The organism is Marinobacter sp. MBR-99, from assembly GCF_040547575.1.
Lineage (GTDB): Bacteria > Pseudomonadota > Gammaproteobacteria > Pseudomonadales > Oleiphilaceae > Marinobacter.
The window spans coordinates 79,078-95,335 of record NZ_JBEPPY010000003.1 but is presented as its reverse complement, the minus strand read 5'-3'; the positions used below and the strand labels follow the sequence as shown (position 1 = coordinate 95,335).

Annotated in this window: 14 protein-coding genes; 7 read left to right on the top strand and 7 right to left on the bottom strand. The window is 56.9% G+C overall.

Annotated elements, in window-relative coordinates; translation table 11 throughout:
- Positions 1 to 185 precede the first annotated feature (185 nt).
- The 3 genes from ABIE59_RS03575 to ABIE59_RS03565 all read left to right on the top strand — a co-directional run bounded on the left by ABIE59_RS03575 (position 186) and on the right by ABIE59_RS03565 (position 3,355).
- The gene (locus ABIE59_RS03575) at positions 186 to 521 is read left to right on the top strand and encodes a hypothetical protein (RefSeq protein ID WP_354444320.1); all 336 of its coding nucleotides are present in this window, start codon (positions 186 to 188) and stop codon (positions 519 to 521) included.
- A 144-nt stretch (positions 522 to 665) separates the two neighbouring features.
- On the top strand, positions 666 to 2,879 hold the full coding sequence (locus tag ABIE59_RS03570) for an acetyl-CoA hydrolase/transferase C-terminal domain-containing protein (RefSeq protein ID WP_354444318.1): 2,214 nt from the start codon (positions 666 to 668) through the stop codon (positions 2,877 to 2,879).
- A complete protein-coding gene (locus tag ABIE59_RS03565) occupies positions 2,879 to 3,355 on the top strand; it encodes an FKBP-type peptidyl-prolyl cis-trans isomerase (RefSeq protein ID WP_354444316.1) in 477 nt (158 codons plus the stop codon). The genes ABIE59_RS03570 and ABIE59_RS03565 overlap by 1 nt, the downstream gene beginning before the upstream one ends.
- Here the strand turns inward: ABIE59_RS03565 and ABIE59_RS03560 are convergent.
- Both ABIE59_RS03560 and ABIE59_RS03555 read right to left on the bottom strand, forming a co-directional pair.
- A complete protein-coding gene (locus ABIE59_RS03560; RefSeq protein WP_354444314.1) occupies positions 3,315 to 4,130 on the bottom strand; it encodes a lysophospholipid acyltransferase family protein in 816 nt (271 codons plus the stop codon). The two genes, ABIE59_RS03565 and ABIE59_RS03560, sit on opposite strands and share 41 nt — an antisense overlap.
- A gap of 17 nt (positions 4,131 to 4,147) precedes the next feature.
- Complete coding sequence (locus ABIE59_RS03555; RefSeq protein WP_354444312.1) at positions 4,148 to 4,909, bottom strand: GNAT family N-acetyltransferase; 762 nt, start codon at positions 4,907 to 4,909, stop codon at positions 4,148 to 4,150.
- 241 nt (positions 4,910 to 5,150) lie between these two features.
- Here ABIE59_RS03555 and ABIE59_RS03550 point away from each other — a divergent pair, with 241 nt between their 5' ends.
- From ABIE59_RS03550 to glpK, 3 genes are all read left to right on the top strand, one after another.
- Positions 5,151 to 5,885 (top strand): response regulator, encoded by a 735-nt coding sequence (locus tag ABIE59_RS03550; RefSeq protein ID WP_354444310.1) that lies wholly within the window; start codon positions 5,151 to 5,153, stop codon positions 5,883 to 5,885.
- Between the two features lie 58 nt (positions 5,886 to 5,943).
- Positions 5,944 to 7,518 carry an ATP-binding protein gene (locus tag ABIE59_RS03545; RefSeq protein ID WP_354444308.1) on the top strand — a complete coding sequence of 525 codons (1,575 nt, stop codon included), beginning with the start codon at positions 5,944 to 5,946 and terminating at the stop codon, positions 7,516 to 7,518.
- Positions 7,519 to 7,775: 257 nt separating this feature from the next.
- The gene (glpK, locus tag ABIE59_RS03540; protein ID WP_354444306.1) at positions 7,776 to 9,257 is read left to right on the top strand and encodes a glycerol kinase GlpK; all 1,482 of its coding nucleotides are present in this window, start codon (positions 7,776 to 7,778) and stop codon (positions 9,255 to 9,257) included.
- A gap of 9 nt (positions 9,258 to 9,266) precedes the next feature.
- Here the strand turns inward: glpK and ABIE59_RS03535 are convergent, their stop codons facing one another.
- Positions 9,267 to 10,340 (bottom strand): ABC transporter ATP-binding protein, encoded by a 1,074-nt coding sequence (locus ABIE59_RS03535; RefSeq protein WP_354444304.1) that lies wholly within the window; start codon positions 10,338 to 10,340, stop codon positions 9,267 to 9,269.
- A 3-nt stretch (positions 10,341 to 10,343) separates the two neighbouring features.
- The gene (gene argF / locus ABIE59_RS03530; protein ID WP_354444302.1) at positions 10,344 to 11,258 is read right to left on the bottom strand and encodes an ornithine carbamoyltransferase; all 915 of its coding nucleotides are present in this window, start codon (positions 11,256 to 11,258) and stop codon (positions 10,344 to 10,346) included.
- Positions 11,259 to 11,468: 210 nt separating this feature from the next.
- Between argF and grxD the strand changes: the two genes are divergently transcribed.
- The gene (grxD, locus tag ABIE59_RS03525; RefSeq protein WP_061332302.1) at positions 11,469 to 11,795 is read left to right on the top strand and encodes a Grx4 family monothiol glutaredoxin; all 327 of its coding nucleotides are present in this window, start codon (positions 11,469 to 11,471) and stop codon (positions 11,793 to 11,795) included.
- A gap of 8 nt (positions 11,796 to 11,803) precedes the next feature.
- Here the strand turns inward: grxD and ABIE59_RS03520 are convergent, their stop codons facing one another.
- The 3 genes from ABIE59_RS03520 to ABIE59_RS03510 form a co-directional block, all read right to left on the bottom strand.
- A complete protein-coding gene (locus tag ABIE59_RS03520) occupies positions 11,804 to 12,469 on the bottom strand; it encodes a TonB family protein (RefSeq protein WP_354444299.1) in 666 nt (221 codons plus the stop codon).
- Positions 12,470 to 12,567: 98 nt separating this feature from the next.
- Positions 12,568 to 14,778, bottom strand: a complete 2,211-nt coding sequence (locus tag ABIE59_RS03515) for a DUF1631 domain-containing protein (RefSeq protein ID WP_354444297.1) — start codon at positions 14,776 to 14,778, stop codon at positions 12,568 to 12,570.
- Positions 14,779 to 14,939: 161 nt separating this feature from the next.
- Complete coding sequence (locus tag ABIE59_RS03510) at positions 14,940 to 16,241, bottom strand: HlyC/CorC family transporter (protein ID WP_354444295.1); 1,302 nt, start codon at positions 16,239 to 16,241, stop codon at positions 14,940 to 14,942.
- Positions 16,242 to 16,258: the final 17 nt, after the last annotated feature.

The following is a 16,258-nucleotide window of genomic DNA, read 5'->3' as shown; positions in this document are numbered from 1 at the left end:
GCTTTGGGCAGGGCAGTTACAGATTGCAATACAAGTGATCATTTGTTGACAAAAAAATAACCAGTTTGCGTCGAACGGCTGGCGCATTTGTGTGCAAAGTCACACCATTTTCGGTGGCAATCATTAGACTTTAGTACTGAAGCATCAATGTTCCGAAATCATTTTTCTGGGTGTGTATTGTTATCATGATCATTCGTCTGTTTGTCGCCCTGCTGGCTCTCAACTTCGTCGCGTTCGTTGTCCGCGCAGAAGCCGCTGAGCCTATTCTGGCCGATCGTATGATGGCTGAGCGTGATGACATGGTATCGGCCGAGGAAATCTACGAGCTTCAGGAGTGGATGTCCGGAGATTACGAGGACGACCATCTGGACGCCTTTGCCGCTATTGGTTCGCGTTTGTTGAGTATTGGATTGAGCCGCCGCGCCCAGCAGAAGACCTACGCATCTGACCCCGCGCAGCCTGATCACGGCATTGGCCTGTTGAACGAGGGTGCGGCCCTTAATTTGCGTTGGCGTTTCTGAGTTACCTTAAAGCCCCCCCGTTTTAGCTTTTTCCCCGAGCTACTTCCTCTAATCAACCAATCTCATGACTTGACGCATTGTCAGCTTCATTCTGTCGTGTGATCATCGAACCCGTTGCGATTCTCAAACAGTGGGGAGCTGGTGATGGCAGAACAGAACGGAGTCTATTATGACGACGCGAACGCGTGCGTCGACCGGGTAATCGAACGGGTTGGCAAGCGGATTACGCTGGGGTTGCCTCTTGGTCTTGGCAAGCCGGTTCGCTTTGCAAATGCCCTCTACCAGCGCGCCAAGGATGATCCGGAAATTCAGCTTCACATTGTCACCGCTTTGTCATTGCTGGCTCCCGAGGGCGCATCATCCCTGGAAAAGCGTTTTCTCGGGCCGTTTACCAAGCGCCTATACGGCAACATTCCCGAGCTCACATACGCGAGAGACGTCAATCGGAACCGGCTGCCAGACAACGTCACCGTCTCGGAGTTCTTCTTCAAGGCAGGCAGTTACCTTAATAATCAGAGCCAGCAGCGCAACTACGTCTCTACCAACTATACACATGCTGTCCGGGACCTGATGGCTCAGGGGGTTAATGTGCTGGGTCAGTTGATGTCACCCGGTGAAGATCATGGTCAGCCGGGACAACTCAGTTTCAGTTGTAATCCCGATTTGTCGCTGGACATCATGCCACTGCTCCGGGAACGGGAAGCTTCGGGCACTCCGGTAGCGATGGTGGCGGAACTGAATCACCACCTGCCGTGGTTCGGTCATCACGCCGAAGTTGACGCCAGCCAGTTTGACGTGATCCTGTCCCACCGGGCCTCTGACTATCCGTTATTCTCCGCACCCCAGATGGCGGTCAGCCCGGCGGACCATATGATCGGGTTTTATGCCAGTAGCTTGCTGAAAGATGGCGGTACCCTGCAGGTGGGGATCGGGTCTCTTGGCGCCGCCCTGGTGCACAGCGCCATTATCAGGCACAAGCATAATGACGCTTGGAAAGCCGTGTTCGATCACTTGCAAGTGAAGGATCAGTTCCCGGTGGTGCAGGAGTATGGTGGAACAGAACCTTTTGAACAGGGGCTGTATGGATGCAGCGAAATGATGGTGGACGGTTTTGTCTATCTGCTGCAGGAGGGCATTCTCAAACGAGAAGTCTATGACCATCCGGAACTGCAGACCCTGATCAATCGCGGTGAACTGACCGAGACTCCAAGCCTGGAAGCCCTCGATGTATTACATAAGGCAGGCCTGATCGACTCGCCGTTGCGGGCGCGGGATGTGAACTGGCTGGTCCGGCACGGGTTGCTGCGTGACCATGTTGAGTTCAAGGGTGGACGGATTCGACTCAATGAGGAAGTATCGGTTGAGGCGGACCTTTCTAATGACGATACCCGAAAGGCGCTTGAGGCGCTGGCGCTGGGTGACAAGCTGGCTGGCGGTATTGCCATGCACGGCGGCTTCTATGTTGGTCCGGAGAAGTTTTATCAGGCCCTGAGAGAGTTGTCAGACGAGCAGCGCGACAAGATCTGTATGACCAGCGTGAATTTCATTAACCACCTGTATGATCACCGTTTTGGTGATCAGAAACTCAAGGCTGCTCAACGGGTTCATGGCCGTTTTATCAACTCTGCCATGATGTATACCCTCAACGGAGCAGCGGTTTCCGACGGTCTGGCGGATGGTCGCGTAGTGAGTGGTGTCGGCGGCCAGTACAACTTTGTGGCCATGGCCCATGAGTTGCCGGGGGCTCGCTCCATCCTGGCGCTGAGGGCTACCCGGATATCCGGTGGCAGGACCGTCTCGAACATTGTGTTCAACTACGCTCACTGCACCATTCCGAGACATCTGCGGGATATAGTGATCACCGAATATGGTATCGCAGACCTTCGTGGGCAGTCTGATGAAGAGGTGTTCCTGAGGCTGATACGGATCGCCGATTCCCGGTTCCAGGAGTCACTGTTGGCCCAGGCCAAGAAAGCCGGAAAGGTAAAGTCGGACTTCAAACTGCCAGCACACTGGCGCCAGAATTCCCCTGAGAACGTTGCCCGGGCCCTGAAAGCCGGGGGTGAGGGCGACTGGTTCCCGGCGTTCCCGTTTGGCAAGGATTTCACCGACGAGGAATTGAAGTTAGGGAAAGCCCTTAAAGGGCTGAAAGCCGCAACCGCCACTCCCCGTGGTAAACTGGCGACCATCTGGCAGGCCCTGAAGGCAGATGACGAAGAAGGACGCTATGATGCCCTGATTGACCGGATGGGGTTGAAAAAGCCGTCAGGATTCCGGGAAAAGCTGGACCGGAAGCTGGTTATCCATGGCCTGCAAAAACTTGAACCCCGTAAAGATACAGGAACCAAAACAAGCTGATGCAAGCCGATAAGCCGCAAGTAAAGCCCGAAGTATTCACTGTCCATTACGTGCTCAAGAACCGAGTGGGTGAACTGGTGGATACCTCGGAAGGCAGTGAGCCACTGCACTTTCTGTACGGCAGCCCCGAAATCATTGCCGGTATCCAGGAAGCCGTGAAAGATCGCCGGGTGGGGGATTGTCTTGAAGTGACCATTCCCCCGGACATGGCCTACGGAGACTATCGCGAGGACCTGGTTCGCAAGGTGCCCCGCTCCCTGTTTGAAGGAGTGGAAAACCTGCAGGTTGGTATGAAATTCCAGACCAACTCGGGTGATCAGGCGCAAGTGGTACAGGTCGCAGCTATTGATGGCAATCTGGTGAAAGTGGACGCCAATCATCCTCTGGCTGGCTTTACCCTGTACTTTGATCTGGAGATTGTCGGCCGCAGGGAGGCTACGGAAGACGAGGTAGCCCAGGGGCGGCCGCTGTTCTGAGGCCGCTGGATGCCGTCTCGAATCCACCAGAATGAATCTGCTTTAGCCCGGAGCTGATCTGCTGGTGGATTAACGCAGTCAGCGCGTTGCTCGATTCCACCTGGGCCGGGTCAATGGCTGGGTGAATCACTACGTCTACCTGGGTCGGCGGTTGCCTGAGCAGCCGAGCCAGGTGGGTGTGGAAGCTGTCGTCGCCAATGAACGGAGCTATCGGATCCGGGCGATGTGCTCTGCGGTAACCTATGGATATCGGCTGGATCGGTGTATTGGCGTTGCTGGCTGCAGCCAACAAAAAGCCGTGGATTGGCAGTACCGCGACACCTGAGCTGGTGGTGCCCTCCGGAAACACCAGGACGGACTCCCCGGCGTTCAGGCACCGGCTTATCTCCGTTTTTATTCGCCTGGCCTGGCCGCTTCCGCGTTGGATGAACAAGGTGCCTGCTTGCCTGGCGAGCCAGCCGATAATTGGCCAGTTGCCCACCTCAGCCTTGGACAGGAATTTCAGAGGCGTTATGCACCCCAGGATTGGAATATCAGACCAACTGATGTGGTTGGCAACGTAGAGTGCATGAGCGTCTGTTGGCTGGCCATGCACCTGAATGCGGAACCCCAGGCACTGGCAGGCCCGGCGGAAGCAGAAAGCGGCCCAGGGCGCCCGGTCGACCGGTTGTCGCCGGAACAGGTCGACCAGTTTCAGGGTGATGGCCAGGGCGCAGGTGCCCGCAAGAAACACCAGGAACCCGGTAAGCCGGATCAGTAATCGTATCCACCCCATTTCCTGCTCCTTTGCCTTCAGGCAGTGCGCCCCATGAAATGCCGACTATACCTGGCGGTCAGTTTGCTGACCTCCAGAACCACCAGCAGGTCCGCGCAGCGGAAGTCCGGATCCCAGCAGGGTTCTCCGCACACCCTGGCGCCAAGGCGCATGTAGGCGCGAATCAGGGCTGGCACGTCATCGCTTTGTTCGTGTTCGGCGCGGGTCAGGTGGGGCAGAGCCCGGCGCGGGGTTGCCCGGAATGCCGGGGCGGCAAGGTATTCATTCTGCAGGTGCCGAGCTATCCGCCAGGCTTTCATGCCGCCATCGGCCATGCTGATACTGGCGCAGCCAATCAGGTAATCTACGTTCCGGCTATCCAGGTATTCCGCCAGGGCTGCCCACAGGAGGGTGATGGTGCCACCATTGCGGTAATCGGGATGCACACAGGTTCTGCCCAGTTCCGCAAGCGTGCCCGGCAAGCTGCCCAGATTGCTCAGATCGAACTCGCCTGACGAGTAGAAGCCGCCAACCGAAGGCACGTCGTTCTGGTGCAGGATGCGAGTGGTTGCAACCACTTCACCGGTGCCGGCGTCGGTAACAATCAGATGGTCGCACAGGGCATCATAGGCATCGGCGTCTATACCCGGCGTGGCGGCGCCAAGATCACTGCCATACTCCTCGGAGAAGACCCGGTAGCGCAGGCGCTGGGCGGTTTCGATGAGCTGTGGGCAGCGTGTCAGGGTGGTTTTTAGCTGGCGTCCCCGGCGTGGCTGGGAGCGGGCGATTTGTGCTGTCATGGCCTTGGCCTCTTGTTTCAATCACAAGCCAAGGCTATGAAGCTCCTGTGACAGTGAGGTTAACTGCCGGTGACGTCTGTATGACAATGGCCGGCAACGTCCACAAACCGGATTTGTGTCACAGGCTGTAACCCTATGACCGTTCCATGTATATTTCTGAATAGCATGTATAATTGCTGTAACGGTACGTTGCCTGTATTGTCGGGTGGACGACCCCAAAAACCGGAATAAAAAAACAGAGATGGATGGCGTGGAACAGACAAACGAGAGTTGGCGAATCCTGATCGTAGAGGACGATGAACGGCTTGCGGACCTTACCCGTGAGTACCTCGAAAATAACGGGCTGACGGTCTCCCTGGAAACTCACGGTGGTGCCGCAGTTGAACGAATCCGTAATGAGCAGCCAGATCTTGTTGTTCTGGACCTCATGTTGCCGGGCGAAGACGGGCTGTCGATCTGCCGTCGAGTCAGGCCTTTCTATTCTGGCCCCATCATCATGCTCACTGCCCGAACCGACGACCTGGATCAGGTACTGGGTCTGGAAATGGGTGCGGATGACTACATCGGCAAGCCGGTGCAGCCAAGGGTTCTGCTGGCCCGCATCAGGGCGATGCTTCGGCGGGTGGAAACCGCACCTGCCGGCAAGCCAGAGGAAGGTGGTGAGGAGCCTGTGCGCCTGCAGTTCAATGACCTGGTGGTTGATCGATCTATGCGGGAGGCCTGGCTCAGTGAAGAAAGCATTGATCTGACCAGCGCAGAATTTGACCTGCTTTGGCTGCTGGCCAGCAATGCGGGGCGGGTGCTTAGCCGCGAAGAGATCTTTACCGCCTTGCGCGGTATCGAATATGACGGCCAGGACCGCTCGATCGATGTTCGGGTGTCCCGTATAAGGCCGAAAATCGGCGATGATCCCATTCACCCCCGTCGCATCAAAACGGTACGCAGTAAAGGCTACCTGTTCGTAAAAGAAGCCTGACCGTTTTTCCGCGGCCTGCACGCTCTGGCGGGCAGGCCGTGTTACCAGGGTAGGCCCCATGTCCCTGAAATTTTTCCTGACAGTCTATGCTCGCCTGGCCGGTGTAACCGCGCTGGTCATCCTCATGTGTGTTCTTCTGTTTAGCGGAATCAACTCCGTTCGTCATCAATTCTGGCATGAGCGTTTTGCAGACCCTTTGATGCGATGGCTGGCGGCGACGCCCGCGCCCGCCAGGCAGTATCACTGGATGCCCTCTCTGTTCGATCTGCGCTCTGGTCCGCCGGAGCAATTTGATCTCGATAAGGTGGTCGTCGAGCGGCTGGGGTATGGGCAGGTGGTGGCGCAACGTACGGATGTTGGGTTTCGCTATCTGGTTCGTTCGTTTGAAGGGGAGGTTGTCAGCCTTCGCCTTGAACAGCCATATCGGGAAATGGCCCAGGCGGTTGCCCTGGTGGTCCGGTGGCACCTCGAAACCGTCAGCCCGGAGCAGCGAGCCGATGTTGCCGGGCAACTGGCGGAAGCGTTAGGCGTGGATGTTGAGCCGATTCAGGACCTGCAGGTACTGCCCGATCAGGATGTCCTTGACGACATCACCAACAATGGCATGGTGGTCTTTAGTGAGCAGGGCACCAGAAACGCCCAGGTGTTACTGCGCCTGTCGGAAGGCGATCTGGTTGTTGTCCGTATGCCGCAGCCATTCAATCCTTGGGCCTGGCCAATGATTGCATTGCTTGCCGTTGTGGTGGGCTCAGTGCTGGCGGTAGCCCTGCTACTGGCCATGCGGTTTGTTGATGGCCATCTCCGGAAGGTGGAGTCTGTAGCAGTGCGTATTGGACGCGGTGAAATGGGGGCAAGAGTGGAGTCGGAGGATGGCACACTGGTGTCGCGGCTCGCCTGCTCTTTCAACAGTATGGCAGAGCACATTCAGCGCCTGGTTCAGGTGCAGCGGGAAATGATTCATGCCGTTTCCCATGAGCTGCGCACTCCCGTTGCCCGAATTCGCTTCGGTGTCCAGATGATCGAATCCGGAAGTAGCCAGGAAGTACTGGAAAAACAACTTGAGGGTATCGACGGTGATATCCAGGAGCTTGATGAGCTGATTGATGAAATACTGACCTATGCTCGTCTGGAGCAGGGCGGGCCGGTTTTCAGCTTGCGCGAGGACTCGGTAACAGACCTGGTTCGGCAGGTGGTATCTGAACAACAGATGATCCGCCCGGAGATCCAGATTGAGTGTCGGATAGATGAAGAATCTGAGCGCTGGGCGCTGTCGGATGTGGAGCCGAGGTACATTCACCGGGCTATCCAGAACCTGGTGGGTAACGCAGGACGCTATGCCGCCGGAAGGGTGCTGGTGAACTGCCATCTTGATGAGGATAACTGCCGGGTTGATGTAGAAGATGATGGCCCGGGGATCCCCGAGCAGGATTGGGAGAAGGTGTTCACGGCCTTTGCCCGGCTGGATGACAGCCGCACCCGAACCTCCGGTGGCTATGGCCTGGGGTTGTCCATTGTACGGCGCATTCTGTACTGGCATGGTGGCCAGGCATTTGTTGGGCGCAGTGACGAACTTGGTGGCGCAAGGTTCAGTCTGGTCTGGCCAAGACGTAAGCCGGACGATGCCATTTTGTGAGCCAGTGCTCATGACCTCACCTGATGTAACAAAGCTCTACAGAATAACTACTGAATGGGGCGGCTCCCCGGCTGAGAATAGACAGCGTAAGGGATGACTTTTGAGGTTGTAGTTCTTACGAACTTTCCTTGTTTCATTCGTCATTTGAGGGCCGGATTTATCCGGCCCTTTTTTTATGCAAAATTTCCCGCCTCTAGTGGTTATTCACACCGGGATTGCGTTCGGGCTGGTAGACTCTCCGAAAAAAGGAGAACCTAATGTCCCGCTATTTGCTTGCCATTGATCAGGGTACCACCAGTTCCCGGGCAATCGTTTTCGATGCCAGGGGGGCACAGGTGGCGGTTACCCAGCAAGAGTTTCACCAGTATTTCCCTCGCGACGGCTGGGTAGAGCATGACCCTGTGGAAATCTGGGACAGCACTCTGGCAGTGTGTCGCAGTGCTCTGGATAAAGCTGGTATCCAGGCATCTGACCTCGCGGGTATCGGCATCACCAACCAACGGGAAACGACGGTTGTATGGGACCGTGAAACCGGCGAACCCATCCACCACGCCATCGTCTGGCAGGATCGCCGTACCGCGTCCCTGTGTACCAAACTCAAGTCGGATGGCCATGAGGCCATGGTGGTTGAGCGTACTGGCCTGCTGATTGATCCGTACTTTTCTGCCACCAAAGTTGCCTGGCTGCTGGATAATGTAGAGGGTGCGCGCGAGAGAGCTGAAGCCGGCAGGCTGGCGTTCGGTACGATCGACACCTGGTTGCTGTGGAACCTGACCAACGGTCAGTCCCATTACACAGATGCCACCAACGCATCGCGAACAGCCCTGTTCAATATCCACAGCCAGGATTGGGATGATGACCTGCTGGCGTTGTTTCGGGTGCCGAAAGCGTTGCTGCCAGAGGTGCTGGACTGCGCCGATGAGTATGGGGACACCCGTGAGGAGTGGCTAGGTGCACCGGTTAAGGTGGCAGGTATTGCCGGTGATCAGCATGCCGCGCTGATCGGGCAGGCCTGTTTCAAACCTGGTATGGCCAAGAGCACCTATGGGACGGGCTGCTTTCTGATGCTGAATACCGGTGATAAAGCCCTGCGTTCGGAAAACCGGTTATTGACCACCCTGGCGTACCGGCTGAATGGCAAACCGTGCTATGCGATCGAGGGCAGTATTTTTGTTGCCGGTGCCGCCATGCAATGGCTCAGAGATGGTCTGCGCTTGATTACCCATGCCAGCGAGTCGGCAGGCCACGCCGAGACGGTGGGCGTGGATAACCCGGTTTACCTGGTGCCCGCTTTTACCGGGCTGGGGGCGCCACACTGGGATCCAAATGCCAGGGGGGCCATTCTGGGCCTTACCCGTGACACGGGGATTGCTGAAATCGTCACCGCCGGGCTGCAATCAGTGTGTTACCAGACCAAGGATCTGGTGAGGGCAATCCGCAATGACGGCGCAAGCCTTGAGTCTATCCGTGTGGATGGCGGCATGGCGGTTAATGACTGGGTAATGCAATTTCTATGTGACATTCTGAACGTGACCGTTGACCGACCCCGGGTAACAGAAACCACGGCGCTGGGGGCGGCGTATCTGGCAGGATTGCAGACCGGGGTGTTCGAGAGTCTGGACCAGATCTCCGACCTGTGGGAGTGCGAGCGGCAATTTCGACCGGATATGAAGCCGGCGCTCAGGGAATCGCTGTATGCTGGCTGGCTGGATGCCGTGGAGCGGGTCTGTAACAACTGACCCGCTCTATTAACTGGTGCGCTCGAAGGCAATCAGGTGATCGGCTTCGACACGCACCGGCACGTGTTCGCCCATGTGGAAATCCAGGTGGCTCCGGAACAGGGCCTCGAATTCGGTATCTTCCGAGCACCGGAACCGGTAAAGGGTTGACGTGCCTGCGAAGGTTTTTTCCACCACTTTTGGCTTCAGGTCTGAGTGCTCGTCGTAGACGATGTCGTCCGGGCGAATCAGAACATCCAGCAGTGTGCCCGGTTTCCATTTATAGGCCCGATTGCCGTGGATCACGCCCAGTTCGGATTCAATGGTGTCGGGCCCCAGAGCAGTGCCGGGAATGAAGCCACCCTGGCCCACAAAGCTGGCTACGAAGCGATTGGCGGGTTCGTGGTACAGGTTGTAAGGCACGTCCCACTGCTGCAGCGTACCGTCTTTGAGGACGGCCACCTGATCACACATGGCGAACGCTTCCTGTTGGTCGTGGGTGACCAGAATAGCGCTGATGCCGAGTGTTTTCAGGATATCCCGCACGTCCAGGCTTAGCCGGCGACGAAGGTCGGTATCCAGGTTTGAGAATGGCTCATCCAACAGAATAAGCGTTGGCTCAGGCGCCAGCGCCCTGGCAAGGGCTACCCGCTGTTGCTGGCCGCCGGACAGCTCGTGGGGGTAGTTGTTCGCCAGGTCTTGCAGATGCACCAGGTTGAGCAGCTCCATGACTTTCTGACGGCGCTCGGCCTTGTCCATGTTCCTCAGGCCAAACCCGACATTATCGGCGATGGTCAGGTGGGGAAAAAGTGCATAATCCTGAAATACCATGCCGATACGGCGCTTCTCGGGAGCCAGGGTGCGCCCGGGGAGGCTGATTGCCTGAGACTGAAGCTGGATTTCTCCGCTGTTTAAAGGCAAGAAACCGGCCAGGGCTCTGAGAATGGTACTTTTGCCGCAGCCGCTGGGGCCGAGCAGGCAACCAATGTCACCATGGCTCAGGGCGAAGCTGACGTCTTTTACGACAGAGTCGCCACCATAGCCGCAGGACAGATTGTTGACTTCCAGCAGCCTGTCGGCTGGTGGCAGTATAGTTTCAGGCATGGATCAGTCCAGGCGATTAAGGATGAGGAACTCGAGCAGGGCCTTCTGGGCGTGTAAACGGTTTTCCGCTTCATGCCACACCACAGAACCGGGGTGCTCCATCATATCGGCGGAAATCTCCTCGCCACGGTGTGCCGGCAGGCAGTGCATGAACAGGGCATCCTTGGCGGCCACAGACATCAGTGCCGGGTTGATCTGGTAGTCCCGGAAGGCCTTCTCGCGGGCTTTCTGTTCGTCTTCCTGGCCCATGGAGGCCCAAACGTCTGTGACCAGCAGGTTGGCGCCCCTTGCAGCGTCTTCCGGATTGCGAACCACGGTTACCCGATCACTGTGAGCGTTCAGCAGCTTGCTGTCAGGTTCATAGCCTTCCGGGCAGGCGACATTCAGGTGAAAGTCGAATTGGGCCGCCGCGTTGATGTAGGAGTGGCACATATTGTTGCCATCCCCAATCCAGGCAACGGTGCCTCCGCGGATGCTGCCGCGATGTTCACGATAGGTTTGCATGTCGGCCAGCAGTTGGCACGGGTGGAATTCGTCGGTCAAGGCATTGATTACCGGCTTGCTGGACGCCGAGGCGAAGCGCTCAACGGTTTCGTGGGCAAAGGTCCGGATCATCACCGCATCCACCATGCTGGAGATCACGATGGCAGAGTCCTCGATGGGCTCACCCCGGCCAAGCTGGGTGTCCCGGGGCGACAGAAACATGGCGGTGCCACCGAGTTGGGTCATGCCCGCTTCAAAGGAAACCCGTGTGCGAGTGGACGACTTTTCAAAGATCATCGCCAAAACCCGGTTTTTCAGGGAATCCCGGGTTTTCCCGGCATGCCACTCTTTACGAAGCCTGGATGCATGATCAAGGAGCTGTTCCAGCTCACTGGTGGTCATGTCGTTCAGTGTCAGAAAATGTCTTGCCGCCATGAAAGGACCCTGTTTCAAGGAAACTGCTGTACGGTTAGCATCTGAAAAGGGCATCAAGTCTAGCCCTTCACAACCCGTAAAACAACGCCAGGCGCGGGGTGGTTGCTCCGGGTCAAACACATCGGTTTGGTGGCTAATCCACCAGCCGTGTACAATAGCGGTTAAATGCCGTGTGACGGTAAACCTGACTTCAACCAGAGGTATGAGTTCATGGATATCAACGAAACCATCAAGAGCCAGCTCGAAGAGAACCCGGTCATTCTGTATATGAAGGGCACTCCGCAGGCACCGCAGTGCGGTTTCTCCGCCCGTACCGTCCAGGCTCTGATGGCGTGCGGTGAGCGGTTTGCGTTCGTGAACATTCTGGACAATCAGGAGCTGCGCGAAGCCCTCAAAGTCTACTCAAGCTGGCCGACCTATCCGCAGCTCTACATCGGTGGTGAACTGGTGGGTGGTTGTGACATCGTTCTGGAAATGTCGGAAAGCGGTGAGCTGGCCAAGGCGGTTAAAGATGCCGTCAAGCAAGCCGAAGCCTGATCTGTCGGTTAGCGGCGCTTCGGGGTGAACACCAGTTTCACCTCGAAGTGGTCCCGCTCTTCTCCTTTTGGCTCCGGATAGGGGCTGGCAGCCAGCGCTGCCCGATACGCTGCCTCATCAATCCCCTGTACACCCGTCGACTCGACAACCCGTGCCCGGGTCAGCGCGCCGTTGGCGAGCAGTCTTAATTCCAGTTCCATCGTGAGTGTTTCCTGCAGACCAGCGATTGCAGGTACCCGTTGCCGCTCTAGTTGTTCCGCCAGATGGGTCGCCAGCAGTATCAGATAAGGATCTTGCTCTGAGGGTGACAGGGTTATCCGCTGAATTGCCTCGGGTTTGTCTGTTGTGGTGGAGGTTGCCGGCTTGATGGCTGCCGATTCAGGGCTAGCCAATTGCTGTGGCGCGCTGTACTGGCTGATCTCGGTTCTGGCTGATGGCTCCGGGCTGCGCCGGGTGGCTTGCTGTGGGGCGGGCCTGGCAATTCGCTGGTTTGCCGAATCGGTGGTGATTCGCTCTGGTGCCTCAATAGTAAAATCCGGATGCCTCAGGCGATGTGGGTCGGCATCGCTGGGGCTGGAAGCGGAACTGGCTTCGGAGGCGGGGGACTGGAGGGTAAATACCAGGCGGTGACTGACCTCGCGGGCTTCCCTGAGTGGTGAGGGAAACCCGGCCAAGAATAATGTGTGTGCAGTCAGGGCAAGGGATATGGCCAGAATCAGCCGATAGGACGCCGGGATCGACGGAGGTCGAGGGCCTGACTCCGGCATCGCTATCAGGCGGTTTTGCTGCGCAGGTTGCCTACAACGGCATTCAGGGCACGGTCAATCAGCGCTCCCTGCTCGAGAAGCGTCAGGCGGCCCCGTCGCATTTCGTGAGCGAGTTCCACCCTCGTTTTCTCGATCACCTTCAGGCCCATGCGATTCACAAAGACGAAACAATTCGCCTCTTCAATCACCGCAGACAGTTTGCATCGGAAGCTGGTGCCGTTGACCAGCTTGAACTCGACCCAGTTGCCAATTTCAATGTCATCCAGCTTCGCTACATACTCTGCAATCGCGGCATCTTCCAGTTCCTGCTGGCGCTCAACCGCTGTCTGATGCACGGTGGGCGCCTCTTCCAACTCTTCGGAGCTGTCCTGGCGTGCCTCGATGGCCGCATTGGTGCGGAAGGCTTCCGCCAGTTCGTGCTTAAGCTGCCCCATCATCTGGTCCAGGCGGGAGGCGTTGTAAGACACTTCTTCAAGGCCGGCCCGGAGTGTCTTGAGCAGGGCAGGAACAACCCGTACCCACTGATCCCGCTCTTCATCTTCCTCGTGGGGGTGCAGGCACCAGATCAGGTCGTCGACCACCCGGGCAGTCTCGTGCCAGCGGTGCTCGGTATCGTCACGCAGGTAGGCCAAAAACATGACCCGGCTCCAGCCATTGATCAGGATGTCGTGCACCGGTTCAGGCAAACGGTACCGGGAGACTTTTTCCTTGAGTAGCCGGTCGACCGCTTCCTGGGCTTTCTGGGACTTGATGCGACCCCGCTCGGACTCCCGGGTGCGTTGTTCCACCAGAGAGGCTTTGCGGTTTTCGCGTTCAAGGAACTGCTCAAACTCCTGGTTCAGGGTTTCAAACAGGGTCACATCGCCGTCAAACTCGTTGAGGATTCGTTGTACCACGTTGTGAATCTGCCCGTAGAGCTTGTCTCTGGCTTTCTCGTCGCTGGAACTCCAGCCAATGCCGGCACGGGCAAGGGAGTTGAGCAATTTTCGGGCAGGATGGGTGGCCTTGCTGAAGAAGCTTTTGTCCTTGATGACGACTTTCAATATCGGAATTTGTAGTCTGCTGATGAGCACTTGCACCGGGGCGGACAGATTGTAGTCATCCAGAATGAACTCAAACAGCATGGAGACCAGGTTGATCAGGTCTTCGTCGACTTCATTCAGCGCCGGTTTGCGCCCATCCTGGCCTTCCGCTCTTGCCAACAATTGCTGAACGACCTGGCGCAAATCTACTTCTACCGGCTTGCCAGTGCTCAGATCGCCGCTGTCCTCAAGGTTGAAGTGGCTGGGCAGGGTATTGAGCATATCTGCCAGTTCCGGCCCTCCGACCACGCGCAAGGCGGGGTCGGCGCTGCGCGGTGGCATGCCTGAATGGGCCCTTTGCAGTGCCAGCATCTGGCGAATCTGATCGAACAGGGCGGTATCTTCAGGCCGTTGCTCGTAACCGGCGTTGTCATCGGCTTTGGACCCGGTTGTATCGCCCTGTGCTGGCTTACCCGCGGCCTTTTGCTGTTGGCCTGCCTTGCCATGGAAACGGAAGTTGGGGATGACGCCGGCCTGGATCAGTATCCGGTTGGCTTCGTCCAGCAGCATGCCCAGGTTGGACACCACGTAGCGGTCAAACTGCTTCAGAACGATCAGCCGCTCCCGAATCTGGATTTCCAGCGCCTGGATGGCCTCGGTAAACGCGCTGCACAGGTGTTCCGGTGCCATAGGATTAATAGGCACTTCTTCTGTGGCGTCCGGGTATACTTCGGTGAATCTTGCCTGCAGCTGAATCAGGGGGCCCTGGAAGTGCGCTTTGGCCTTGGTGATCATTGCATTCAGGGCAACCTGCTCTTCCAGGTCATCGTTACCGACCAGTGACAGGGTGTCTGCACTCGCCTGTTGGGAGGTGTCCTGGGTTTGCAGTTGTCCGGCGTGGGGCGGGTTGGCAAAGAATTGGGCAACAGCGTTCTGGAAATGCCGTTCAACCCCTTTGCGCTTTATGCGGATTTCCCGCATCGCTTCAAAGTATCGATTTTGCTCGTTATTACTACGGGCATTATTCGCCAGTTCGAAGAGTGAATCATCGACAGCGTCAAAAGCCCCTTGCAGCAAATCTCCCAGACCCGCGACAACCGTGTCACGAATACGGGTTACCTCCTTTGGAACCGGCCGGGAACTAGCTGCTTCCCGGTGTTCGCGAAGGTAATGTATGCCGGACTGCTTGTTCATGGCCGACTCCTGTTTACGCCTCAACCGGATACATGACCGAGCTTGCTATTCTTCTATTCTGAATTATTGGTTAAATTTAGCGCATTTTGGGTCGGATTAACATGAATAAACGCTAACCTGAGACGCTTTTCAAAAAGCCGGCCTCATCGGCCGTGTCCGGTTCATCGAGCCGGTCGAGGTTCGAGGGCAGGCCGGGACCGTTTGCCGAGGCGTTTGGGGTGCACAATTGCCGCTTTTACCACGTTGTCTTTGATTTGCAGTACTTCCACACGGTGGCCGCCGACTTTCAGGCAAACGTTGGTTTCTGGAATGTTTTCCAGCTTTTCGGTGATCAATCCGTTCAGGGTCTTCGGGCCATCGGTAGGCAGTTTCCAGCCCAGGGTTTTGTTGATGGATCTGACCGCTGTGCCGCCGTCGATGATATAGGTGCCGTTGTCCTGCGGAATGATGTCCTGTGAGGTGGCCGAGTAGTCAGTGGTGAACTCGCCCACAATCTCCTCGAGTATGTCTTCCAGTGTGGCCAGTCCCAGGACCTCTCCGTATTCGTCCACCACGATGCCAAAGCGGCGACGGCCTTTCTGGAAATTGAGAAGTTGGGTGTTCAGAGGTGTGCTTTCCGGAATGAAATAGGGCTCCTGGCTTAGCTGCATCAGCATGGCTTTGTTGATTTCCGTCTCCTGTAGCAATTTCGCTGCGCTTCGAAGATGCAGAATGCCCTGGATGTTGTTGATGTCTCCTTTATACACTGGCAGTCGTGTGTGCTGGCTGCTTCTGAGCTGGCGCAGGATAGTGTCGGTGTCGTCTTCAAGGTCTATGCCCGCCACTTCGTTGCGGGGCACCATGATGTCGTTCACTGTGACTTTTTCCAGGTCCAGTATGCCAACCAGCATGTCTTTGTGCTTGGCAGGTATCAGTGCGCCAGCCTCATTCACAACGGTCCTGAGTTCTTCCCGGCTCAGGTGGTCCTCGGTGGCCTGGGCTGACGACACGCCAAGCAGGCGCAGAATGCCTGTGGTGAACAGGTTAACTGCCCACACCAGCGGGTAGAGGATCTTCAGTAGCGGCCTGAGCACGTAGCTGGCTGGAAAAGCTATTTTCTCCGGGAACAGGGCGGCCAGTGTTTTCGGGGTAACCTCGGCAAAGATCAGGATGACAATGGTGAGCAGTACGGTGGCGATAGCGATGCCGGCATCACCCCAGATCCGGATGGCGATTACCGTGGCGATGGCTGAGGCAAAGATATTGACGAAGTTGTTGCCGATCAGGATGACGCCGATCAGCTGGTCGGTTCTGTTCAGGAGTTTTTGCGCACGGCGGGCGCCTTTGTGGCCGGTTTTCGCCATGTGTTTCAGGCGGTACCGGTTGAGGGACATCATTCCCGTCTCGGAGCTGGAGAAGAAGCCCGAAAGGATAACCAGGCCGACAAGAAGAATGAACAGCGCCGTCAGCGATGTTTCGTTCAAAAGAAAAGCCCTTATAT